Source organism: Ehrlichia canis str. Jake (assembly GCF_000012565.1).
Lineage (GTDB): Bacteria > Pseudomonadota > Alphaproteobacteria > Rickettsiales > Anaplasmataceae > Ehrlichia > Ehrlichia canis.
In genome coordinates this window covers 855,490-877,763 of sequence record NC_007354.1, presented here as the reverse complement: position 1 = coordinate 877,763, position 22,274 = coordinate 855,490, and the positions used below count along the sequence as shown (strand labels likewise).

Here is a 22,274-nt window from a genome sequence, read left to right as displayed (position 1 = left end):
AATCCACAATATTTTTATTTTTAGTGTTAATAGAAAATTATATTTATAACAGTAGTTATTGTTAAATAAAAGAGTTTATTAATTAAGAGAGCGTTGCATGAGAAGGTTGTTTCTGTTTGTGATAATGATGAGTTTTATTAATGCGACTATTGGATTTGCAGATGATTTAAATTCTGATGGTAATGTTTATGATGCGGAAACAGATAGTAATGAAAATACAGGTGAAGGACTTTATTTAGATAATGATCAGGATTATGATGAGAATGATGATTTTTATTATGATGAAGATGATGTGTATGAGGATGAAGATGACATTTATAATGATAATCTGATGGATAATGAAGAAAATGATGTACAAGATGACACAGAGGAAGATAATGATGATGCACCTGAGGTTAATGGTGAAAAAGGTAATAAATTGAATGCTAAGAGTAAAATAGGTGAAGGTAAGTCTGATGATAAAAAAAAACTTCTGAAATCTTGAAAGATACATCTCAGGAACAAAAAGGTGATGTAAAAAAAAGTAATATTTCTTATAAATGGCCGTTTACAAGAGAAGTTATAGAACAAGTTGAAAAAGAGAAGTATGATCAAATGAATGAACACCTTCCAAAAATATATAGTGTTACAGATTATTATGTACAGATTTTTTATTGTATAATACAAAATGATATTTCTGGTTTAAGGTCTTTAGTTAATAAACTTCAGGAACTGGATGTGAGTTTAACAACTATACTAAATAAAGTACGCACCCTAGATGTAGGTGATAATTTATTGACTTATGCTGTAAAACAAAAAAAGATTGATGTAGTAAGATTTTTGTTATCAATAGGTGCCACTCCGAATTTTGCTAATTATGATGGTCAAACTCCTTTAAGTATTGCTATAAGAAACAGAAGTATAGACATAGCACATGCTATACTTGCTGTAAAGTAGAGTGTTATAATATATAGTTCGGGTGTATATAGTATCTGTAATGAGTAGCTTTAGTATAAGTTTTATTATGTTTCTAATTTTTAGAATCTCATGAGTTATTAAATATGATAAAAGGTCAGAATATAATATTTGTACTTGTTATGGTATTGTTTAGAAGATGTTATTCCGATGAATGTATGTGAAGTGGCATAAATTTTTAGCTACTTAATTAGATGCAATGATATAAAAGTTGTAATAGTAGTTCTGTGATTACTGTAAAGTAGTATTTTTTAACATGTTAACCATATATTATAAGTTACGTTACAAATTTATTTAAATTTTTTTACTACATTACTCAATTAATATATAATTGTACTAGTAATACTGTGCTATTACATACTATATTTTTATGTGTGATAGTTTTTATAAATATTAATAAGTATTGTACTTAACTAATGTATATTGATAAGTATTAAAATAGTTGTTTTGTAAATTTTAATGGCTGTAATAAATGTAATAAAGATATTTTAAAGTTTTTTTATATTTAATAATTTTATCGAGTAACTTATGTAATTGAGCTTGCTTAATTGATGATGTATGCTATACCGATGTCTTTTGTGTACAGTTTATAGAGATTTTTACTAAATTATCAATATAGGAGGTATGTCATGAATAGTAAAGCATTTCATGATAAAAAATTAGCATACATTAATGGATTTTCAGTAATACTTTGTGGAATTGTTTTTATATGTTTATTGCTATCTGGTATATATTATGGCAATTTTTACATTGTTTTACCAATGTCTTTAGTATTGTTAATTTGTGCTTTTATCATTCCAAATGGATTTTTTGTAAATAACCCTAATGAAGCAAAGGTTGTTGAATTTTTTGGAAATTATATTGGTACTATATTTGAGCCAGGATTTTTCTGGACTGTTCCATTTGTTCGTATGAGATCAATTTCATTAAAAGTAAGAAATGTGAGTACAAGTAAGATTAAAGTAAATGATTTTAATGGAAATCCAATAGAAATAGCTGCTGTTGTTGTGTGGAAAGTTGTAAGTCCTGCGAAAGCTTGCCTAAATGTTGGTGATTATCAGGAATTTATTAATATTCAAAGTGAAACTGCTGTTAGAGAATTAGCAGGTAGTTACCCATATGATGCTGAAGATAATAGTGAATCTTTGCGTAATAATTCTGCGCAAATCTCATCTAAGTTATGTGACATGCTGCAAAATAGATTAGGTATTGTAGGTATTGTTATAGAAGATGCTAGAATATCACATTTAGCTTATTCTTCTGAAATAGCTCAAATTATGTTAAGAAGACAGCAAGCAAAGGCTATTACTAATGCTAGGGGTTATATAGTTAGAAATGCAATTATTATGGTAGATGAAATATTGCAGCATTTTGAGTCACAATACCAAATTAAACTTTCTGATGAACAAAAAGTTAAGCTTGTGAACAATCTTTTAGTGTCTTTAATTTCAGAGCAAGGTGCACAACCTACTATTAACATAGAGTGATATAATGTTAGGTTAAATCTGAAAAGATATTTAATTTTATAATCTTTGATAGTAAGTTTATGTAATACTAGATTTATATTATGTAACATAGCAGCATAGGTGACTGTAATGTTAATTATTCAGTAAAATATTTAAGTTGTTAGTAATTTTGATGGTAAGTTTACTTATGTGTTAAATTTTTTATGATATTGCATAGAATGTGATCAGCTTTAAGGCTGATGTATTGTATAATTTTCAAGTTATAATGCAAGAGTGACATTATTTATTATGCTGAAAATGTTAGTATGAATATATGTATTATCATAATTCTATAGATGAAATTTTTCGATATGATTGTTTGCTACTGATATCAGTATATTGTAATAGCATTAAAAAATATAAAGATATTTCAAAAAAATCACGTTTGTAAATGACTTATCCAACTCTTGCTTTTTATTTTTCCTAAGTTTTGAATAAAAATATTTTAACAAGAGAGGTTAATTATGAATTACGATACATTAAATTTTTATGAATGTGATAGTACATGTGATGTAGAATATACGGATTGTGTACGTGATAATAGTGTATTGGATGAGTATATGTCTTATCAGTCGATGTGGAAAGCTGTTATACTTCAAGCAATCATTGATTCAACTTCTAATTATAGAAGAATGGAAAATAAACTTGAAAAGATTAAGGCAACTAATTGGTTAAATGACTTTTCAAGAGATTTTACAACTGTGTGTCATTTTGCAGGGTATAATCCTTTAAATGTTCAAAATAAGGCAAAGAAGATTATCTCAGCTAGTAAGGCTTTAAATCAGAATAAGTCTAGAAGTTAGGTAAAGCAGATCTCAACCTGTATAACGTTCAATTTTGCTGTAAATAATCTGAGAATTTAGTTAATCCTATAAAAGTATTGTTGGGATGTTTGTTATATAATTTCTGTGTATGTTATTGATTGAGTGTTGTATAAGTGCGAAGGTTTTGTCAATATTCTGAATTTCTTATTAGTAGTAGTTTGAACTGTGGATGATATAATGGTAATTTTGTGTAATAATTTTCATGGAAATCTCAACTTGTATAACTTTCAATTTTGCTGTTAAATAATCTGCAAGTTGAGATTTTAGTTATTATAAATATAGAATAAAATGTTGAAAATATAAAGATAACTTTTTGTGTGAACTGTATTAAAAAGTATATTGATGTTTTATAGATAAATAGAAAATGAAAGAAATTTTGAATACCTACCATTCTATGGTGAATGATGGTAAAATTACTTATGATGAACAGCAAGTTCAATTATTAAGAAAATTAGTTCCATACTTATCTGTTGAAAAAATTTGTTGCTTTTTACCTATAAAAAAAAAATTAAGAAAAATTGGGATATATATACATGGAGAAGTAGGAAGGGGAAAATCAATGATTACAGATCTCTATTATGATTCTTGCAGAATAGAGAGGAAAAAGCGACAACACTTTAATCAGTTTATGAAAGAAGTACATACTTTATTACATGAGTTTAAATTATCTAGTGTTAAAGATCCACTTTACAAAGTTGCCAAGGTAATAGTATATAATCTGGATTTATTGTGTTTGGATGAAATACAAGTATATGATATTTGTGATGCTATGATATTATATAGATTATTTTCTATTATTTTTGATCAGAAAGTTATTGTTATGATGACTTCAAATTATGCTCCTATAGAACTTTATCAAGATGGTATTCAGAAACAATCTTTTGAGCCTGCAATATCATTGATTATTGATAGAATGCATGTTGTTCATTTATCTGGGGAACAAGATTATCGTGCTGTTAAAGAATTAGGAGTAAATGATGTGTATTTTATAGGGGATAATTCCAGTGCAAAGTTATCTGATTTATTTGTTAAAATGGCAAATAATAGGAAAATATGTTCTGTAACGTTACATGTTTTTGGAAGAGATATTGAGGTAAGAAAGGTCTTTAACAATACTGCATGGTTTGATTTTTATGAATTATGCGGAAAACCTTTATGGGTATCAGATTATCAAGAAATAGTGCGTAATTTTTCAATAATATTTATTGCAGGTATTCCTGTGTTTGACCATTATAATCAAAATGAGATGCGCAGATTTACTATTTTAGTGGATGAATTATATGAAAACAGAGTTAAAATTTTTTGTGCTCTAACTGTAGAGCCTCAATTATTGTATTACTTACAAGAAGTACCTATAGATTTTCAACGTACAATTTCTCGTTTAATGGAAATGCGTTCTCCATCTTACTATAATGTTTAGTGATTATACGTTAACGTTATTATATAATATGCTGTGTTGGGTTATAGCATAGTTATTTGGTTTTGAATATTTTTATATAGTTCTACAAATAGATTAAGTGCGTTATAAAGAGTAATTATTGTAAACTCTATAAATCTAATGTTGATGTTGCTGTAATTTATAGTGTTTGTATTCTCTCAAAATCTTATTACTGCCATTGTTTAATAAATTGTGTGTATTTGTTTTGAGTTAGTAGTTTAAGAGTAGTGATATGTGGTTTAGAAGTTGCAGTAAAATGGTTTATGTAGGTTCAAATATAATTCTTGTTATTGTAATAATAGTTTAAGTAGATATATGTCCTTTTTAAAATAGCTTATTTATTGTTACTATAGAGTTGCCTGGTTATTTTAATAATTTAATAGCTTTTGTATTATTGTTTAGAGAAATATCTGTTTTATGAGATTAAAGTAAAATACTTTTATAATGTTATACCGTATATACTTGTGTAAGTTTTTCTTATAAATAACTATTTGTCAAATACCTAAAGCACATTTTACATTTGGTAGGGCAGGTATTCTTGTGATCTTGCATACATATTTCTTTTAAACACTTTATATAGTATCCATTGTTACTTAATGTTGGAACTCTGAAAAACATATTTTCTTTTGATATTATTGCTTTATAGTCTATGTCTAATTCTACTAAAGTTTCAGAGTTCTCTGAGACAAATGATATAGGTACTAGTACTATAGGTACGTTATCTTGCTTTGCTTGCTTGATTTCTGATATTGTGCTGGGTTCTAACCATTTTACTGGTCCAACTTTGCTTTGATAGCATATCTTGTAATCTAATTCAGGTATATTTAAAAATTTGGTAATTAATAATACGTTTTTTTCTATTTGGTGTTGATATGGGTCACCTTGTTGCATTATGCTTATTGGTAAACTGTGTGCTGAGAATAATACTCTTGGTAAGCCGTATTTTTGTGCTTCTTGGTATTTTTCTATGATTAGCTGGCATTGTGCTTTTATATAATTTGTATTGTTATAATAGCAACAAACTGTTGAAGTGGAAAATTGGAGGTTACTTTTGTTCATGTAGTAATTCCAATGTTGAATAGCTGATAGTGTAGTAGTTGTTGAATAATGTGGATATAAAGGTAGTAGAATTATTTTATCTGGATTGTATTGACATACAGATTCTACTGTATCCTTAGCTGAGGGTTGTGAATATCTCATAAATATGAAAACTTGATATTGATTATCATTATTATCATTCAATATGTTTTCAAGAGAAGAAGCTTGTATTTTTGTTTCTTTTAATATTGGTGATTGCCCATTAAGGTGTTTGTATATTCCTATTGCTTTTTTCTTTCTGAAAAATGAAATTAATGTTGCTAAGATAAATCTTAGTGGATTTGCTAGATTTATAATATTTTTATCATAGAATAAGTTGAATAAAAATGACCTTACTTCAGAAAGTGACTGAGGCCCACCTAAATTGAACAATACTACTGCTATTTTTGACACTTGTTGCTTAATTATTGTAACATTAATAAAGTAACATATATAATGTTGGTTATCAAGAAAAAGATAATTTTGAGTGAGTACTACTAGGTGCGTGATGTTGTTGGAAAAACACAAATTCCTATAAATGCATCATCAAGCATTGATATAGGGGTTACATGTTCATTTTCATGATTTTCAATTATGTGAGCATTGAGTATTCCTAAGCTACATGCTACTATTAAGTCTCGGAATCCTGCGTATAGAAAACTAGAGAGAGTGTTTAATGTCTTTCTACAATGAGTAAACCTATCAGCACTTTTAGGACCTCTAACAACATGATAACCTGTTCTTGATGTTACTGTATCTTGTAACAAATTGCACAAATCAAAAAGAAAACTAATTGGAAGTTCTAGCACTTCTACTGCAGCACAAGCTAGTTCTATAGCTGCTTTTAATAAAAAGAAAGGAGTTAGTAATACAGAAATGACTACACTTAATAGAATACGTAATCCATTAGATAGTTCTTGTGGTTCATTGCTTGTACCAGTATGATAATTAGGTCCTCTGAAACGGATATAATCGTTATTATTTTTATTATCACTCCTATATATTGGGTGTCTTATCACACCACAGCATGGATCTTTCCTTTGTCCCAGCAGTCTTAGCGAGAGACAAATGAGTATCATCACTAGCATGCATACTATTAAACATGCAAGATACTTTTCTGTTGGAGAAAAACCACCAAACACTCTATCTCCAAGGAAGTGAGTCAGAATAAAAAAGAGTGGCATAACAACTACAACTTCAAGAAATGGCACAATGTGATTTTTTAATTGATACCTTGCGTGTGCGCGTACTTGCTTAACAGTGTTTCTTCTACTACCTCTGATATATATCATATGAAGTGAAGATTCTAGCATGGTAATAGCAGCTAAGTTGCAAATGAAGAACCCTTTGAATCCACAAAACAATGAATTTTTTAGCTTAAAAGGTGTTTGAATATCAAATACTAATTTAGCCATTGTTACTCCACTATTTAACTTTAAAATTATAATTTATTTTATATAAAATGTATATAACATTTTTATTTACTAAAACGTTATATTGCAAACTATCAGATAATACCTTAAATTGTGTATAAAATTGGTAATAAGATGTTTGCATTGATAGCCTAGAAATATTCTTCTAACTTATTAATTAATTTTTCTATTCTAAATAAGATATGTGACATTAAATCATTTGCGTAATTTTTTATTTTTAAATAATCATCAAAATGTTTCTTGTACATTAACATTTCATCTTTTGTTTTTTTTAATTGAACTTTTAGCTCATTTTTTTCATCTTCTAATGTTAGTGCTGCTAACAAAAATATTAAGGCATCAGAACCTTTACCTTTTTCTGCACTTGATATTGAATTAACTAATGTATTAAACTTATCTACTAAGTTAAGCAAATGTGATTCTTCTCCTTTGTTGCATGCTACTCTATATGTATTGTTTCTAACAGTAATTTCAATAACCTGTGGATTATAGTTATTCACTTACTTGCTCCTTTTGTAAAATAGCTTTTACATTTTCTATAGTGTAGTTTAACCTGGTGATTACCTCATGGCATGCTTCTTTCCATTTATTACATTCATTTGCTTGATCTGCAAGTTGTTGACTTAGTGTATTTTTTTCTTTAATAAGTGATGCTATGTCTGCTTTATATTGTGATATGTTATTCTTGTGACTTAGTTTTTGTACTAATGAAGATTCCAACTTATCAAATGCTTTATCTATAGTTTGCTGAAATTCTGAATTGCTGAAATTACTTGTTTGTTCCATATAAAAAACCTGCCTAACATTTGTGTTTAACTGTAGCTATTGGTTTATGAGCTTTATGAATTTATTACTAGCTCTGAAATATACTTTTCTGTATTTGTTTTTTGTTAATCTTGTATTAACAGTTTTTATATTATAACTTCTTACTGTGAAAGACCCAAAACCTCTTAATTCTACTCTATAGCCATTCTTTAAATACTCTATAATTAGTGAGAAAAATATGTTTAATATTTTCGATACTATTTCCTCACTAAGAGAGGGATTTTTTTTTGATATATGTTGAACTAAGTGTGATTTTAACATAAGATTTATTTGTTAATATAATAATGAATAACCTGTAATACTAGTGAATTTATGCTTTCAAGAACCGATAGATGTGTTTTTTTTGATAGTACCTTTACCTTTTGTGTATTAATGTTTTGTGATTGAAACCAACTTATTGCTTCATCTTCTCCGCCAATTTGATCAACTAACCCTATGGATAATGCTTCTGATCCTGTATATATGCTTCCATCTGCTATTTTTAATACTTGACTCTTTTCCATCTTTCTACGATCTGCTACTATGTCAATGAAATAATTATATGATTCATTAACAATACGACGTATAGATTCCTCTTTTTCTTTTGTGAACTCTTCAAAAGGTGATGTTGCTGCTTTTAAATTTGAGGATTTTATTGACTTTAAAGAAATACCCATTTTTTCTGCTAGTGAACTGACACCAAAGTACTGCATCAGTACGCCAATTGAACCGGTAATAGTAGTGTGACGGGCTATTATATAATCTGCAGCAATTGCAGTCATGTATCCACCTGATGCTGCTAAATCATTTAACACAGCAACTACTGGTTTATTTTTTGCAATGTTACGTATGTTTTGATATAAGATTTCACTACCTGTTATAGTACCTCCAGGACTATTAATGTTTAATATTAATCCTATAACATGACTGTCCTTTGCAATCTTTTTTAGTAAGGAATCCATTTCCTCACTGGTTTCAATTTTTCCTTCTATATTTACTTTAGCTATATATTTATTGTCTAAAAAATTGCTAACCTTTGATATATCAACATAGTTACATAATATTAATGATGCAAACACCATGAGAAAAACTAAAAACCTCCATAATTTTACTTTGGAATTTAGTATTTCTATTTTTAATAACTGGTCAGACATAAATAAAACCTATTTAATGTTTAAGTGACAATACCATGTTGTAAGTTTCAATGAGTAATACTTCTGCTTCTAATTTGTCACCTGGGAAAAACTTTTTATTATCAGGTAAATACTCTTGTTCTATTAGAAGATTAAAACTATTTGAACCATTAAATACATCAACTAATATACCAGTGTCCTCAACTACTTTTGTAACTGTGACTGGTATTTTGTCTCCTAAATTAGTCTTTTTCAGTAAATCAAGGAAAGGATCATATTCTAATTGTTTTACTCCAAGATCTATCTTGCTTTTATTTGGGTTTATCATTAATATTTTTGCTTCTACAGAATCTCCAATACTGTATTTTTTAACTGCTGCTTCTGGTGATAAAGACCAACTTAGTTCTGTAGTACGAATTAATCCTTCAATGCCATCATTAAGTGTATTGTCTTCAAATGAAACAAATATTCCAAGATTTGTAATGTTTTTTATCTTTGTTGATACAACAGAACCTAATGGATATTTTAATGTAAACGCCTGCCATGGATTTTCCTGACACCTTTTCATGCTGAGACTCATGCGGCTTTTAGCTGTATCTATGCTTAATACTTTAACTTGTATTTCCTCACCTCTCATGAATAATTGATTTATAGGCAAGGAATTTTTTGTCCAACTTACTTCAGATACATGAACTAATCCCTCTATGCCTGTTTCTAATTCAACAAAGACACCGTAATCTTCTATGCTTGTTACAATACCTTTATGGATACTATCGACAGGGTATTTTTTCTCAATATTTGACCAAGGACTTTCTTCTAATTGTTTAACACCAAGAGAAATCTTTTTATTTTCACGATCAATTTTTATAATTTTTGTTTTTACTGTTTGTCCGCACGAAAACACAGCTGAAGGATGACTTACACGACTCCATGATATGTCAGTTATATGTAATAAACCATCAACTACGCCAACTGAAGGTGATTCATGTATTTCTATGAATACACCATATTTGGTAATGCTTTTTACTTTACCTTCAATGATATCTCCTTCATTTAGTTGACTGAGATATAAGCTTTTAGCATCTGCAAGAGATTCCTCTAATATAGCTTTTCTTGATACTACAATGTTACCCTGCTTGTTATCCATTTTTAATATGCGAAATTTCTGTTTTTTCCCTAATAATGGGGTTATATCTTTAACTTGCCTTAAAGCTACATGGCTTGCTGGTAAGAATGCTACAACACCTTTTATGTCAACTGTGTACCCACACTTAATAGAACTAAATATTACACCCTCAACATCTTCTTTTCTTTCTGCAGCTTCTTCTAACTTTTGCCATAATTCATCTCTAATAGCTTTTTCCCTGCTTAATACTACACTACCATTACGTCCTTCAATTTTCTCTAGATATAACTTTACTTTTGACCCTATACCGATATTTTGATAATCGTCACCAAGTTCGAATTCTTTTAGCGAAACGATACTTTCAGATTTTAGACCTGAATCTATTGTTACATATCCTTTATCTATACATACAATAGTTCCTTCTATTATTTGTCCTTCTTTGACACTATCATCTATGAATTCTTTTAATGCATTTTGAAATTCTGAACTATTATCATCTTCTGAATCTTCTGCTTCAAGATTATGGCTAATAAATTTATTAGATTTTATTTTCTTTATATTTTGTAAGTAGTCTTCTGATCCTAAATTTGTTTTTATTTGAAAATTTTCCATAAAACATAGCCTATTTTAAAATTAGCAAAGCAGTGAAAATCATATTATTATTATTTCCTATACTTTACAAGTAGGTTTTTATTTTTTCTTTGATGAGTAGAAATACTTGTTCTTCGTTCATATACGAAGTATTAACATATAATGCATCTTTTACTTTTATTAGAGGTGCAAATTTTCTATATGTATCTCTAATGTCTCGTTGTATTATTTGTTGATGTATCTTTTTATACATTGCTTTTTTTTTATGTAACATTTCTTTAAATCTTCGTTGTGCTCTAATGGATGGTTGTGCTGTAATAAAAATTTTGAAATCTGAATCAGGGAATATTATGGAAGATGTATCTCTTCCATCTAGAATTATGCCTGGTTTTGCTGAGTAAATAATTTTACGTTGTATAGGTAATAGAGCAAGTCTAATGTGTTTATGTCGTGCTAAAATTGAAGCAGTTTTACCTATATCTTCATTGTGGTAAGATGCTGCATTGCTATCTTCTAATAGTAGTGATAATATCTTTTCTTCTAAGTGAGTATCAATGTTTAAGTTGTATTGTGCTGATGTTCCAAATATTGAAGCTATTATCCTATATAACTTACCTGTATCTAAGTACTGAAAATTAAAGAAGCTTGATAATTTTGTTGCTAAACTCCCTTTGCCAGAAGCACAAGGACCATCAATTGTTATGACGAAATTATTGGAATGTTTGGTCATAGTTTTGTATAAAAATGGAATATAATGCTACGGCGGCTGCATTTGATACATTGAGGCTATCAATTTTATTTGATGTTGCAATTTTCAATAAAAAGTCACAATTTTCTTTTGTTAATTTGCGCATTCCTTTATCTTCTGATCCAAAAATGATTAATTTTTTATTATCAAATTTTGTTTTGTGTAGAAGTTCTCCTTCTTTTGTATCAAAACCATAACACCAGTACCCTGCATTTTTAAATAACTTTATTGTGCTAACAAGATTTATTACATATGCAATTGGTATCATATCTATAGCGCCACTTGATGTTTTTGACATACCGCAATTTTCTGATGGTGAGTTATGATAGGGGAGTATAATAGCATCTACATTAAAGCAGACAGCTGACCTCATAATAGCGCCTACATTATGGATATCTGTTATTTGGTCTAAAAGTATTATTGTTGAATTTATTGTAGAACTATTTAATATTTCTTCAATTGTGAGTGGGTTAATGGTAGATGCTTTTAAAGCAATGCCCTGGTGATTGCTATTATGTGGTAGAACAGAATTGATGTAATTTAAATTTACTGTTTTCAAGTTTATGTTTCTTTGTTTGCATAATTCTGAAATTTTGGTTATTTCACTGTTGTTTTTTGTAATATTTTCTGTTACTAGCATTTCATAGCATTCCCTATTTTTATTTTGCAATGCGGCAATGCATGCGTGTTTCCCATAAATCCATATCTTGTTTTTATTCATAAAAATTTAGTAATTACGTGTGATTTTTTGTAATTAGATATTGACATATTGTAATCTTTAATTTAGTTAAATCAATTCTAATCTAAATTTTTGGTATCATTTTTTATTTTTTTATGTTAATTAATAAAGGATGTTAGGTTAGCGTTAGTGTTTTTAGGAGGAGTGGCCGAGCGGTCAAAGGCAGCAGACTGTAAATCTGCCCACTAACGTGTACGTAGGTTCAAATCCTACCTCCTCCACGGTTATGCGGGTATAGCTCAATGGTAGAGCTCCAGCCTTCCAAGCTGGTAATGTGGGTTCGATTCCCACTATCCGCTCTTATTTGTGAAATGGTTTAAGATGTAAAGGTATTTGTTTATGGTAGAAGAAAGGAAGCCGCATATAAATGTAGGGACAATAGGGCATGTTGATCATGGTAAGACAACATTGACAGCAGCATTAACAACAGTGTTGGCAAAAAGGTTGAGTGGAGAAGGGAATAAAAGTGTAAAATATGATGAAATAGATAAAGCACCAGAAGAAAAAGCAAGAGGAATAACCATTTCAACAGCACATGTAGAATATGAAACAGAAAATAGACATTATGCCCATGTTGATTGTCCAGGACATGCTGATTATATAAAAAATATGATAACAGGTGCTGCACAAATGGATGCAGCAATATTAGTAGTGTCTGCAACTGATGGAGCAATGCCACAAACAAGAGAACATATATTATTAGCAAAGCAAGTAGGTGTAAAAGATATAGTAGTGTGGATGAATAAGTGTGATGTTGTAGATGATGAAGAAATGTTGTCATTAGTTGAAATGGAAATAAGGGAATTGTTATCAAAATATGGGTATCCTGGGGATGATATAGATGTAGTTAGAGGATCTGCAGTTAAAGCATTAGAAGAAGAAACAGGCTCAGGTGTGTGGAGTGAAAAAATAATGGAATTGATGAATGCTTTAGAAAAAATAAGTTTACCAGTAAGAGAAAAAGATAAGCCATTTTTAATGTCAATAGAAGATGTGTTTTCAATACCTGGAAGAGGTACAGTAGTAACAGGAAGAATAGAAAGAGGAGTAATTAGAGTAGGGGATAAAATAGAGATAGTAGGATTGCGTGAGATACAAAGTACAGTATGTACAGGTGTTGAAATGTTTCATAAAGCATTAGATGCAGGAGAAGCAGGGGATAATGCTGGAATATTGTTAAGAGGGATAAAAAAAGAAGATGTAGAAAGAGGGCAAGTATTGAGTGCACCTGGACAGATACATTCATATAAGAGATTTAAGGCAGAGGTATATATATTGAAAAAAGAAGAAGGAGGAAGACATACTCCATTTTTCTCAAATTACCAGCCGCAATTTTATGTTAGAACAACAGATGTAACAGGGAATATAAAGTTACCAGAAGGAGTAGAAATGGTAATGCCAGGGGATAATATAAATATCGAAGTGAGTTTGGATAAGCCTGTTGCTATTGATCAAGGATTGAGATTTGCAATTCGTGAAGGTGGTAGAACTGTAGGCTCAGGTATTATTACTGAAATTTTGGAGTAGGTATTTTATGGTAACGCAAAAAATATATATTGAGCTTAAAGCCTTTGATAGCTGTTTACTTGATAGGTCTGCACGCAGTATTATTTTAACTGCTAAGAGGAGTGGTGCACGTGTTAATGGTCCAATTTTTTTTCCTCGTAAGGTCATGAAGTTTATTGTTAATAGGTCTACTCATGTTGATAAGAAATCTAGGGAGCAGTTTGAAATTAGGACACATAAGCGTTTAATTAGTTTACCAAGAGCTAATTCTACAATTATTCAAGCATTAATGAGTTTACAATTGCCTGCTGGAGTTGATGTAAAAGTTAAGGTAATTGGGGGCAACAATGGCTAAAAGGATAGGGTTATTTTTAGAAAAAGTGGGTCATACTGCAATTTTTGATAATGAAGGGAAAAGAATACCAGTCACTTTATTGCATTTGAGAGATTCTTTTATTATCTCTACAAAAACTAAAGATATCAATGGTTATAATGCAGTAGTATTGGGCGTAGAATCTTCTGTAAATATAAAAAAGCCTCAATTAAAAATTTTGGAGAAAAGTAATATTACTGCTAAATGTAGAATATTTGAGTCTAGGGTTGATAATTTAGATGGTATAGTAAAAGGCGCTAAAATTTCTATTACTCATTTTGTTGAGAATCAGTATATTGATGTTACAGGATATTCTTTAGGAAAGGGTTTTGCTGGTGTTATGAAGCGACATAATTTTAAAGGGTTGAAAGCATCTCATGGTGTGTCTATTGCTCATAGATCTCAAGGTTCAACAGGTCAGTGTCAAGACCCTGGTAGAGTATATAAAGGTAAGAAAATGGCTGGTCATTTAGGGAGTAGTAAAGTAACAGTACAAAACCTTAAAGTTATTTTAGTTGATCAGGAAAGATCTTTATTGGTTGTGAAAGGTAATAATATTCCTGGTGCTAAAGGTTCTTATGTTTTTGTGAAAGATGCTGTAAAAAAATCAGTTCCAAAAAATTCTTTTCCTGTATGTACTGAAGATTTAAAGTTAGATAATATTGTATGAGATCAATATGGAAGTTAGTATAATAAATGTAAATAGTGATAAAATTGGAACGATTGATTTAAATCCTTTGATATTTTCTGTAGATTATAGGCCAGACATATTGAAGATGGTGGTTAATTGGCAATTGTCAAAAAGACGTGCTGGAACACATAAAGCAAAAACTATAGGTGATATTTCTGGTACAACTGCTAAGCCTTATAGACAAAAGCATACTGGTAGAGCAAGGCAAGGTAGTTTACGTAGTCCGCAGTTCAGGGGTGGTGCTGTTATTTTTGGTCCTGTAGTAAGAAATCATGCTTATTCATTAAATAAGAAAGTTCGTAAGCTCGGGTTGAAGGTTGCTTTATCATTAAAGAATTCTTGTAATAAATTATTGATTTTAGATAGTATTGATGTTAATTTTGTGAAGACTACGCAAGTATTGCAGTTTATTAGAAATTTTGAGCATAAATCTTTTCTGATTATCGATAAGGATTATAATAAAAATGTAGTCTGCTCTTGTAGGAATTTGCATAATGTAACTTTGTTAAAGCAGATTGGAACTAATGTTTTAGATATTTTAAGACATGATTGCATAATTTTAACTGTTGGAGCTGTAAAGTATTTAGAAGAAAGGTTATTATGATTAATTATTTTAATGTTATACAGTCCTCTATTATTACAGAGAAAGCAGTACTATTGAATGAGAAATTTAATAAGTATGCTGTCTATGTATCTGTTGATGCTAATAAACAAAAGATAAAAAAGGCTTTGAAGGTAGTTTTTGATTTAGATGCTACTCATATTAATGTGATAAATCAGAAAGGGAAAAAGAAGCATTTTAAAGGTATAGTTGGGCATAGGAAAGATAGGAAAAAAGTTTATTTTTCTTTGCCAAAGGATCAAAGTTTTAAGTATATGGGAATGAAATAGAATAGAAATGGGTATTAAAAATTTAAACTCAGTAACAGCGTCTTTGCGTGGTACTGTATTATTAGATAAATCAATGCTGTGGAAAGGTAAACCAGAGAAGTCTTTAGTTAGTTATAAGATTTCTTGTGGTGGTAGAAACTCTCGTGGTGTTATTACTGTTCGCCATCGTGGTAGAGGTCATAAACGATTGTATAGAATTATTGATTTCAAGAGAAATAAAGTTGGCGTTTCTGCTACTGTTGAAAGGTTAGAGTATGATCCAAATAGGACGGCATTTATTGCATTGTTATCTTATGATGATGGTGAAAAGTCTTATATTATTGCACCTAATGGGTTAAAAAAAGGGGATGTTGTTATATCTGGTGAAGGATCTGACATATTACCTGGAAATTGCCTTATGTTGAAATCTATCCCAGTTGGAACATTTGTTCATAATGTTGAGTTAAGACCTGGTAATGGTGGAGTAATAGCAAGGTCTGCCGGAACTTATGCTCAGTTAATGAGTAAAGATGGTGTATACGTTTTATTGAGGTTAAGTTCAGGTGAGATAAGAAAAGTATTGTCTGATTGTCGTGCTACTATAGGTATAGTATCTAATTTGGATAATCAAAATGTAAAGTTAGGTAAGGCTGGTAGGAATAGATGGCTAGGTATTAGGCCTACTGTGCGTGGTGTAGCTATGAACCCTATAGATCATCCTCACGGTGGAGGTGAAGGTAAAACTTCTGGTGGTAGAAATCCTGTTACTCCATGGGGTGTACCAACAAAAGGTAAAAAGACTAGAAAGAGAAATAAGTCTAGTAATAAGTATATTAAACGTGTATCTGATAAAGGGTAGAATATGTCTAGATCTATTAAAAAGCCTCCTTTTTGTGCACCGCATGTTTTACGTCTAGTAAATAAAGCTGTAGCTCAAAATAAATTAAATTCTATTATCAATATTCACTCTAGATCTTCTGTTATCTTGAATAAATTTATAGGTTTAACTTTTGGAGTTTATAATGGTAAAACTTATGTTCCTGTGAAAGTAAATGATAATATGGTTGGACGTAAATTTGGTGAGTTTTCTCCAACTCGTCGTTATACTGGGCATGTTGGTGATAAAAAGGTATCTAGGAAGTAGGTTGGTTAGGTTATGGGTAAAGTATTGGTAGAAGCTAAAGGTATTGGATTAAGATCTACTCCTTCTAAATTGAATTTGGTTGCTGATTTAATTAGAGGGAAAGATGTATCTGTTGCTATGATGTATTTAAAATTTTGTAAAAAGAAGTCTGCTGGTTATATCAGTAAGGTTTTAAAATCAGCCGTTGCTAATGCGCAAGCTAATTATAATGTTGATCTTGATAATCTTTATGTAAAAGAAGTTTTAGTTGGTAAGTCTTTTTCTCTGCGTAGGGTTCATGCACGTGCACGGGGTAAAGCATGTAGGGTGCATAAGCATTATGGTAACGTTATCATAAAATTATTTGAGAGGATATAATTTATGGGTCAGAAATGTAATCCTATTGGATTAAGGTTAAAGATAATTAATACGTGGGATTCTTTGTGGTATGCCAATAAGGATTATACTACAAAGCTACATGAAGATTTTTTATTGCGTAAGTTTATAAAAAAAGCTTTCTATCATGCTGCAATTAGTAAGGTTGTCATAGCAAGAAAAGTAGATTTAATTATGGTTAATGTATATTCTGCTAAGCCTGGTGTGATTATAGGTAAAAAAGGTGCTGATATTGATAAGGTTAAGCAGCAAATTGTTAAAATGATAAATAACAATATTGAATTAAATATCATAGAGGTAAAGAAGCCTGAATTAAAAGCAGTTTTAATAGCAGAAAATATTGCACAGCAATTAGAGAAGAGAATATCTTTTAGGCGTGCAATGAAAAGGAGTGTACAAAACTGTTTAAAGATAGGTGCAAAGGGAATAAAAGTTAGTTGTGCTGGTAGGTTAGGTGGAGCTGAAATTGCTAGAACGGAGTGGTATAAAGAAGGTAGTGTTCCATTGCATACTTTTAGAGCTAATATAGATTATGGTTTTTCTGAAGCAAAAACCATTTATGGGATAATAGGTGTTAAAGTTTGGGTCTATCTTGGCGAGACGAAATCGAGTAATGAGTAATTAGTGAGTAGAGATTATGTTTATACCTAAAAAAACTAAGTATAAAAAGGATTTTAAAGGGCGTATTAGTGGTAATGCAAAAGGTGGATATACTTTATCTTTTGGATCTTATGGGTTGAAAGCTTTAGAACCATGTAGATTGACTTCGAAACAAATCGAATCTGCTAGAAGAAGTATTTCAAGAACTTTAAAGCGTGTTGGTAAAGTGTGGATAAGAGCATTTTGTCATACTTCTGTTAGTAAGAAACCTATGGATGTACGTATGGGAAAAGGTAAAGGTAGTGTTGAAATGTGGGTATGCAAGGTAAAACCTGGAAAGATCTTATTTGAGATAAGCGGTGTATCATTAAATTTAGCAAGGGAAGCATTAAATAAAGCTCAAGCTAAGCTTCCAATGAAATGTAAGTTTGTAAGTGATGAATTGTAAGGGTATTGAGCTATGGATATTGTTGATATAAGATCTAAGACCAGTGATGAGTTGCGTGAATTATTAGCGAGTTTAAGAAAAGAATTAGTTGATGCTGTGTTAAATAGGAAAATTGATAAATCAGGTAACCATTTTTATTGTGTCAATATAAAAAGAGATATAGCTAGAGTGTTAACAGTGTTGAATGAAAGAAAAAAAGAGGAAAGGCATGTCTAATAAGAAAGTTTTAACAGGGGTTGTAGTTGCTACAAAATGTGATAAAACTATAAAGGTGATGGTTTCTCGTATGGTAAGACATAAGACATATAAAAAGATAGTAAAGAAGCGCAAGAATTATGTAGTACATGATGAGTATAATAAGTGTAAGTGTGGTGATGTTGTGAAGATACAGGAGCATATACCTATATCTGCTACTAAAAGGTGGATTGTAATTTAGAAGGTGAGAGTTTATGATACAGAAAAATACTTTACTGGATGTTGCTGATAATTCTGGTGCGCGTAAGGTGTTGTGTATAGGATTATTAAATGGTAAAAAGTCTGCTTCAGTTGGTGATGTAATTGTTGTTTCTACTAAAGTAATTACTCCAAGAGGAAAAGTTAGCAAAGGAAAAGTTTATAAAGCAGTAGTTGTAAGAGTAAAAAAAGCAGTGCGTAGATTAGATGGAAGTATTATAAGATTTTCAAGTAATGCTGTTGTATTAATTAATGATCAAGGTGATCCATTAGGGACTCGTGTATTTGGTCCAATTAAGAAATTACCTTTTGGTCTTTTTTCTAAAGTTATGTCTTTAGCTGTAGAGGTATTGTAAAATGGGTATGAAAATTGTTGTTGGTGATGATGTTGTAGTAATCAGTGGCAAAGATAAAGGAAAAATGGGAAAAGTAATAAAGGTATTGAGAAAAAAACACTTTGGTAAGGATGTTTCTTTTGCAATAGTATCGGGAGTAAATATATGCAAAAAGAGTGTTAAAGCAACTCAAAAAAGTGATGGTGGTATTATAAATATTGCAAAACCTATAAATCTTTCGAATATTGCATTGTTTGATTCTACACTTGGAATTCGAACAAGAGTAGGTTATAAATTTATTGATGAGAAGAAAGTACGTTTTATGAAGTCTTCTGGCAAAGTTATAGAGTAGGTTGTTTTTTATGTTAAAGGATTTATATAAAAGTCATATTGTGCCGTCTTTGAAAACTAAACTTGGGTACAGCAATGTTATGCAAGTTCCTAAGATTGTAAAGGTTTGTTTAAATATAGGGCTAGGTATAAGAGGATCTGATAGTAAGGTTATGAATTCTTGTGTTCGTGATCTTGCATTAATAGCTGGTCAGAAGCCTGTAGCAACTTATGCAAAGAAATCTATAGCTGGATTTAAAATACGTAAAGGGTTCCCCATTGGATGTAAGGTGACTTTAAGAAATAATAAGATGTATGAGTTTTTAGAGAGGCTTATTCATGTTGTCCTTCCTAGGGAACAAGATTTTAAAGGGTTATCTGTTAATCAATTTGATGGTTGTGGTAATTTATCAATTGGCATAAAAGAGCATATTTCATTCTTGGAAATAGATTATGATAAAATAGATAAAATATTAGGATTAGATATAAATATTGTAACAAATGCGGTTAATAATAATGATGCTAAGTTATTATTGATGGAATTTGGTTTTCCGTTTATTAATTAAAGGGCGTGCATGTCAAGAAAATCTGTAATACAAAGAAATTTAAAACGTATATCTATTTGTAGTAGATTAAAAAGTAAAAGAGATGAGCTAAAGGCTATAATTAAAGATCAATCTATTTCTATGAATGATAGATTTTTAGCTCAAGTTAAGTTGTCTAAGCTTCCTAGAGATTCATCTTATATTAGAATTAGAAACAGATGTTTAGTTACTGGAAGGCCTAGGGGTTGTTATAGGAAATTTAAAGTTTCTCGTATTGTTTTACGTCAATTAGGTTCAATTGGTCAAATACCTGGATTGACTAAATCTAGTTGGTAATATTGAAAGGAGGGTATTAGTAGTGTCTTTGTCAGATCCTATTGCTAATTTTTTAACAAGTATACGTAATGGACAATTAAGTATGAATAAGGTAATAGTGGTTTCTTATTCTTATGTTATTCATGCTATACTACAAATTTTGCTTTCAGAAGGGTATATAGATGGGTTTACTGAAAAATCAAAAAGTTCTAGTATAAAATTTTTTGAAGTAAAACTTAAATATTATAATGGTGCTCCTGTAATTAGTCAGATAGCTAGAATATCAAAGCCAGGTAAAAGATGTTATTGTTCAGCTAAAGATATGCCTAAGTTTTATAATGGTTTAGGTTTATATATAATATCGACATCTAAAGGAATTATGTCAGATTACAATGCTCGTAAGGCTGGTGTTGGTGGAGAAATTTTATGTGGTGTTTTTTAGGAGATTAATTAATGTCAAGAGTTGGCTCTATGCCTATAGCGATTCCTAGTAATGTTCAGGTAGATTTAGTTGGTAATCAGCTTATCTTAAAGAATAGTGAGAATTCGTTAAAATTAAATTTGAATCATAATGTGCTTTGTGATATTACTGATGGGAAGATAGTATTACGTGTTAATGATAAGTCTATTAAGTCAAAGGTAATTTGGGGGACTTATAGGAGTATAATTAATAATTATGCTATAGGCTTATCTCAAGGTGTAGTAGTTGAGCTTGAAGTTAACGGTGTTGGATATAAAGCTGAAATTAATGGTGAGTATTTATCTCTATTTTTAGGCTTTAGTCATGGGATAAAATATAAAATACCTAAAGGTATTGTTATTCAATGTGTTAAGCCTACTCAAATATTAGTGAAAGGTTTTGATAAGCAAAAAGTATATATGGTAGCATCTGATATATGTTCAATTAGGAAGTATAATCCATATAAAGGTAAAGGTATCTCTATTAAAGGTAAGTATGTTCATAGAAAAGAAGTTAACAAGAAAAAGTAAAAGTAGGGTGATTATTTATGGTATCTGATTGTATTACTAGATCTGAAAGGCGTAAGAAGCGTGTTAGGTTAAAATTAAGAAGGAATTCTTCTTTGCTGAGGTTATCTATTTTTAAGTCAAATAGACACTTTTACGTACAGTTAATAGATGATAAATGTGGGCGAACATTTGCTTCAGCATCTACTTTAGAAAGCGAGGTTATTGCTGTAACTAATAGGAAAGTGAATAGTAATGCTGTAAAAATTGTTGCAAAACTGATGTCTGATAGATTGAATAAGTTGGGTAATTGCAAAAAATTTGTTTTCGATAGAGGGCCTTATAAGTATACGGGAATAGTTTCTGAATTTGCAAATGAGTTGCGGAATTATGGTTTTGAAATTTAATATGTAGGTTTGATAGTATGGATGTTGTAAAAAAATCACGAAATGTTCATGGTGCTAATGATTTTTCTGAGTTAATAGTTTCTGTCAGAAGAGTTGCGAAAGTTGTAAAAGGTGGTAGGAGGTTTTCTTTTTCAGTTTTAGTAGTTATAGGTGATGAAAAAGGTAAAGTTGGTTGTGGTATAGGTAAACATCTTGAAGTATCTGAAGCTAAGGTCAAAGCTGTTAATGCTGCTAAAAAAAATATGATAAGAGTACATTTACGTGAATCGAGAACTTTACATCATGATGTAAAAGCTAAATTTTGTGCAAGTAAAGTGATGCTAAGGTCAGCTAAAGTAGGGACAGGTATTATAGCTGGTGGTTCTATACGTTTAATTTTTGAGGTTTTAGGAGTGCAAGATGTTGTAGCAAAATCTATAGGCTCTTCAAACCCGCATAATGTTGTGTATGCTGTTTTTGCTGCTTTTAAGAAAATGCTATCACCAAAACAGGTAGCTAATAAAAGAAGTAGGAAAATAGGTGATATTATTGAAAATAGGTAATT

34 protein-coding genes and 2 tRNA genes are annotated in these 22,274 nt (G+C 30.2%); 27 read left to right on the top strand and 9 right to left on the bottom strand.

Annotated elements, in window-relative coordinates; all coding sequences use genetic code 11:
* Nucleotides 1-97: 97 nt before the first annotated feature.
* The 5 genes from ECAJ_RS03240 (at nucleotide 98) to zapE (ending at nucleotide 4,703) form a co-directional block, all read left to right on the top strand.
* Complete coding sequence (locus ECAJ_RS03240; protein WP_155799198.1) at nucleotides 98-484, top strand: hypothetical protein; 387 nt, start codon at nucleotides 98-100, stop codon at nucleotides 482-484.
* A complete protein-coding gene (locus ECAJ_RS03235) occupies nucleotides 481-936 on the top strand; it encodes an ankyrin repeat domain-containing protein (protein ID WP_011304738.1) in 456 nt (151 codons plus the stop codon). The genes ECAJ_RS03240 and ECAJ_RS03235 overlap by 4 nt, the downstream gene beginning before the upstream one ends.
* 647 nt (nucleotides 937-1,583) lie before the next feature.
* Nucleotides 1,584-2,441 (top strand): SPFH domain-containing protein, encoded by an 858-nt coding sequence (locus ECAJ_RS03230; protein WP_011304737.1) that lies wholly within the window; start codon nucleotides 1,584-1,586, stop codon nucleotides 2,439-2,441.
* A 482-nt stretch (nucleotides 2,442-2,923) separates the two neighbouring features.
* Nucleotides 2,924-3,262 carry a hypothetical protein gene (locus tag ECAJ_RS03225; RefSeq protein ID WP_011304736.1) on the top strand — a complete coding sequence of 113 codons (339 nt, stop codon included), beginning with the start codon at nucleotides 2,924-2,926 and terminating at the stop codon, nucleotides 3,260-3,262.
* Nucleotides 3,263-3,647: 385 nt separating this feature from the next.
* Nucleotides 3,648-4,703, top strand: a complete 1,056-nt coding sequence (zapE, locus tag ECAJ_RS03220) for a cell division protein ZapE (RefSeq protein ID WP_011304735.1) — start codon at nucleotides 3,648-3,650, stop codon at nucleotides 4,701-4,703.
* 495 nt (nucleotides 4,704-5,198) lie between these two features.
* Here zapE and hemH read toward each other — a convergent pair whose 3' ends face one another.
* The 9 genes from hemH to rlmB form a co-directional block, all read right to left on the bottom strand.
* Nucleotides 5,199-6,212 carry a ferrochelatase gene (gene hemH / locus ECAJ_RS03215; protein WP_011304734.1) on the bottom strand — a complete coding sequence of 338 codons (1,014 nt, stop codon included), beginning with the start codon at nucleotides 6,210-6,212 and terminating at the stop codon, nucleotides 5,199-5,201.
* Between the two features lie 83 nt (nucleotides 6,213-6,295).
* Complete coding sequence (locus tag ECAJ_RS03210; RefSeq protein ID WP_011304733.1) at nucleotides 6,296-7,213, bottom strand: hypothetical protein; 918 nt, start codon at nucleotides 7,211-7,213, stop codon at nucleotides 6,296-6,298.
* A 149-nt stretch (nucleotides 7,214-7,362) separates the two neighbouring features.
* A complete protein-coding gene (locus ECAJ_RS03205) occupies nucleotides 7,363-7,731 on the bottom strand; it encodes a cell division protein ZapA (RefSeq protein WP_011304732.1) in 369 nt (122 codons plus the stop codon).
* Nucleotides 7,724-8,017: a DUF4164 domain-containing protein gene (locus ECAJ_RS03200; protein WP_011304731.1), complete on the bottom strand. Its 294-nt coding sequence runs from the start codon at nucleotides 8,015-8,017 to the stop codon at nucleotides 7,724-7,726. The genes ECAJ_RS03205 and ECAJ_RS03200 overlap by 8 nt, the downstream gene beginning before the upstream one ends.
* 36 nt (nucleotides 8,018-8,053) lie before the next feature.
* Nucleotides 8,054-8,317 (bottom strand): HU family DNA-binding protein, encoded by a 264-nt coding sequence (locus ECAJ_RS04955; protein WP_011304730.1) that lies wholly within the window; start codon nucleotides 8,315-8,317, stop codon nucleotides 8,054-8,056.
* Between the two features lie 5 nt (nucleotides 8,318-8,322).
* Nucleotides 8,323-9,189: a signal peptide peptidase SppA gene (gene sppA, locus ECAJ_RS03195; RefSeq protein ID WP_011304729.1), complete on the bottom strand. Its 867-nt coding sequence runs from the start codon at nucleotides 9,187-9,189 to the stop codon at nucleotides 8,323-8,325.
* A gap of 13 nt (nucleotides 9,190-9,202) precedes the next feature.
* Nucleotides 9,203-10,906, bottom strand: coding sequence for a 30S ribosomal protein S1 (locus tag ECAJ_RS03190; protein ID WP_011304728.1), 1,704 nt, complete (start codon nucleotides 10,904-10,906; stop codon nucleotides 9,203-9,205).
* Nucleotides 10,907-10,970: 64 nt separating this feature from the next.
* Nucleotides 10,971-11,615 carry a (d)CMP kinase gene (gene cmk, locus ECAJ_RS03185; RefSeq protein WP_011304727.1) on the bottom strand — a complete coding sequence of 215 codons (645 nt, stop codon included), beginning with the start codon at nucleotides 11,613-11,615 and terminating at the stop codon, nucleotides 10,971-10,973.
* Nucleotides 11,596-12,354 carry a 23S rRNA (guanosine(2251)-2'-O)-methyltransferase RlmB gene (gene rlmB / locus ECAJ_RS03180; RefSeq protein ID WP_011304726.1) on the bottom strand — a complete coding sequence of 253 codons (759 nt, stop codon included), beginning with the start codon at nucleotides 12,352-12,354 and terminating at the stop codon, nucleotides 11,596-11,598. The genes cmk and rlmB overlap by 20 nt, the downstream gene beginning before the upstream one ends.
* 156 nt (nucleotides 12,355-12,510) lie before the next feature.
* Between rlmB and ECAJ_RS03175 the strand changes: the two genes are divergently transcribed.
* The 22 genes from ECAJ_RS03175 to rpsE all read left to right on the top strand — a co-directional run bounded on the left by ECAJ_RS03175 (nucleotide 12,511) and on the right by rpsE (nucleotide 22,272).
* Nucleotides 12,511-12,593 (top strand) — tRNA-Tyr (locus ECAJ_RS03175).
* A 7-nt stretch (nucleotides 12,594-12,600) separates the two neighbouring features.
* Nucleotides 12,601-12,671 (top strand) — tRNA-Gly (locus ECAJ_RS03170).
* Nucleotides 12,672-12,711: 40 nt separating this feature from the next.
* Nucleotides 12,712-13,899, top strand: a complete 1,188-nt coding sequence (gene tuf / locus ECAJ_RS03165) for an elongation factor Tu (protein ID WP_011304291.1) — start codon at nucleotides 12,712-12,714, stop codon at nucleotides 13,897-13,899.
* A 7-nt stretch (nucleotides 13,900-13,906) separates the two neighbouring features.
* On the top strand, nucleotides 13,907-14,233 hold the full coding sequence (rpsJ, locus tag ECAJ_RS03160; RefSeq protein ID WP_011304725.1) for a 30S ribosomal protein S10: 327 nt from the start codon (nucleotides 13,907-13,909) through the stop codon (nucleotides 14,231-14,233).
* Nucleotides 14,226-14,921 carry a 50S ribosomal protein L3 gene (gene rplC, locus ECAJ_RS03155; protein WP_011304724.1) on the top strand — a complete coding sequence of 232 codons (696 nt, stop codon included), beginning with the start codon at nucleotides 14,226-14,228 and terminating at the stop codon, nucleotides 14,919-14,921. Before rpsJ ends, rplC begins: the two co-directional genes overlap by 8 nt.
* 7 nt (nucleotides 14,922-14,928) lie before the next feature.
* Complete coding sequence (gene rplD, locus ECAJ_RS03150; RefSeq protein ID WP_011304723.1) at nucleotides 14,929-15,546, top strand: 50S ribosomal protein L4; 618 nt, start codon at nucleotides 14,929-14,931, stop codon at nucleotides 15,544-15,546.
* Nucleotides 15,543-15,833 carry a 50S ribosomal protein L23 gene (locus ECAJ_RS03145; protein ID WP_011304722.1) on the top strand — a complete coding sequence of 97 codons (291 nt, stop codon included), beginning with the start codon at nucleotides 15,543-15,545 and terminating at the stop codon, nucleotides 15,831-15,833. The genes rplD and ECAJ_RS03145 overlap by 4 nt, the downstream gene beginning before the upstream one ends.
* 7 nt (nucleotides 15,834-15,840) lie before the next feature.
* Complete coding sequence (gene rplB / locus ECAJ_RS03140) at nucleotides 15,841-16,671, top strand: 50S ribosomal protein L2 (protein WP_011304721.1); 831 nt, start codon at nucleotides 15,841-15,843, stop codon at nucleotides 16,669-16,671.
* A gap of 3 nt (nucleotides 16,672-16,674) precedes the next feature.
* A complete protein-coding gene (gene rpsS / locus ECAJ_RS03135) occupies nucleotides 16,675-16,956 on the top strand; it encodes a 30S ribosomal protein S19 (protein WP_011304720.1) in 282 nt (93 codons plus the stop codon).
* Between the two features lie 12 nt (nucleotides 16,957-16,968).
* On the top strand, nucleotides 16,969-17,313 hold the full coding sequence (gene rplV, locus ECAJ_RS03130) for a 50S ribosomal protein L22 (RefSeq protein WP_011304719.1): 345 nt from the start codon (nucleotides 16,969-16,971) through the stop codon (nucleotides 17,311-17,313).
* Nucleotides 17,314-17,316: 3 nt separating this feature from the next.
* Nucleotides 17,317-17,952: a 30S ribosomal protein S3 gene (rpsC, locus tag ECAJ_RS03125; protein ID WP_011304718.1), complete on the top strand. Its 636-nt coding sequence runs from the start codon at nucleotides 17,317-17,319 to the stop codon at nucleotides 17,950-17,952.
* Nucleotides 17,953-17,968: 16 nt separating this feature from the next.
* Nucleotides 17,969-18,379 carry a 50S ribosomal protein L16 gene (gene rplP / locus ECAJ_RS03120; protein ID WP_011304717.1) on the top strand — a complete coding sequence of 137 codons (411 nt, stop codon included), beginning with the start codon at nucleotides 17,969-17,971 and terminating at the stop codon, nucleotides 18,377-18,379.
* Nucleotides 18,380-18,391: 12 nt separating this feature from the next.
* On the top strand, nucleotides 18,392-18,595 hold the full coding sequence (gene rpmC, locus ECAJ_RS03115) for a 50S ribosomal protein L29 (RefSeq protein ID WP_011304716.1): 204 nt from the start codon (nucleotides 18,392-18,394) through the stop codon (nucleotides 18,593-18,595).
* A complete protein-coding gene (gene rpsQ / locus ECAJ_RS03110) occupies nucleotides 18,564-18,815 on the top strand; it encodes a 30S ribosomal protein S17 (protein ID WP_011304715.1) in 252 nt (83 codons plus the stop codon). The genes rpmC and rpsQ overlap by 32 nt, the downstream gene beginning before the upstream one ends.
* Nucleotides 18,816-18,828: 13 nt before the next feature.
* Nucleotides 18,829-19,188, top strand: a complete 360-nt coding sequence (gene rplN / locus ECAJ_RS03105) for a 50S ribosomal protein L14 (protein ID WP_011304714.1) — start codon at nucleotides 18,829-18,831, stop codon at nucleotides 19,186-19,188.
* 1 nt (nucleotide 19,189) lies between these two features.
* Nucleotides 19,190-19,519 carry a 50S ribosomal protein L24 gene (rplX, locus tag ECAJ_RS03100; RefSeq protein ID WP_011304713.1) on the top strand — a complete coding sequence of 110 codons (330 nt, stop codon included), beginning with the start codon at nucleotides 19,190-19,192 and terminating at the stop codon, nucleotides 19,517-19,519.
* Between the two features lie 10 nt (nucleotides 19,520-19,529).
* Nucleotides 19,530-20,063 carry a 50S ribosomal protein L5 gene (gene rplE / locus ECAJ_RS03095; protein ID WP_011304712.1) on the top strand — a complete coding sequence of 178 codons (534 nt, stop codon included), beginning with the start codon at nucleotides 19,530-19,532 and terminating at the stop codon, nucleotides 20,061-20,063.
* 9 nt (nucleotides 20,064-20,072) lie between these two features.
* On the top strand, nucleotides 20,073-20,378 hold the full coding sequence (gene rpsN, locus ECAJ_RS03090; protein WP_011304711.1) for a 30S ribosomal protein S14: 306 nt from the start codon (nucleotides 20,073-20,075) through the stop codon (nucleotides 20,376-20,378).
* Nucleotides 20,379-20,400: 22 nt separating this feature from the next.
* Nucleotides 20,401-20,799 (top strand): 30S ribosomal protein S8, encoded by a 399-nt coding sequence (rpsH, locus tag ECAJ_RS03085; RefSeq protein ID WP_011304710.1) that lies wholly within the window; start codon nucleotides 20,401-20,403, stop codon nucleotides 20,797-20,799.
* Nucleotides 20,800-20,810: 11 nt separating this feature from the next.
* Complete coding sequence (rplF, locus tag ECAJ_RS03080; protein ID WP_011304709.1) at nucleotides 20,811-21,347, top strand: 50S ribosomal protein L6; 537 nt, start codon at nucleotides 20,811-20,813, stop codon at nucleotides 21,345-21,347.
* 17 nt (nucleotides 21,348-21,364) lie between these two features.
* A complete protein-coding gene (gene rplR, locus ECAJ_RS03075; RefSeq protein ID WP_011304708.1) occupies nucleotides 21,365-21,730 on the top strand; it encodes a 50S ribosomal protein L18 in 366 nt (121 codons plus the stop codon).
* Between the two features lie 17 nt (nucleotides 21,731-21,747).
* The gene (gene rpsE / locus ECAJ_RS03070) at nucleotides 21,748-22,272 is read left to right on the top strand and encodes a 30S ribosomal protein S5 (protein WP_011304707.1); all 525 of its coding nucleotides are present in this window, start codon (nucleotides 21,748-21,750) and stop codon (nucleotides 22,270-22,272) included.
* The last annotated feature ends 2 nt before the right edge of the window (nucleotides 22,273-22,274 follow it).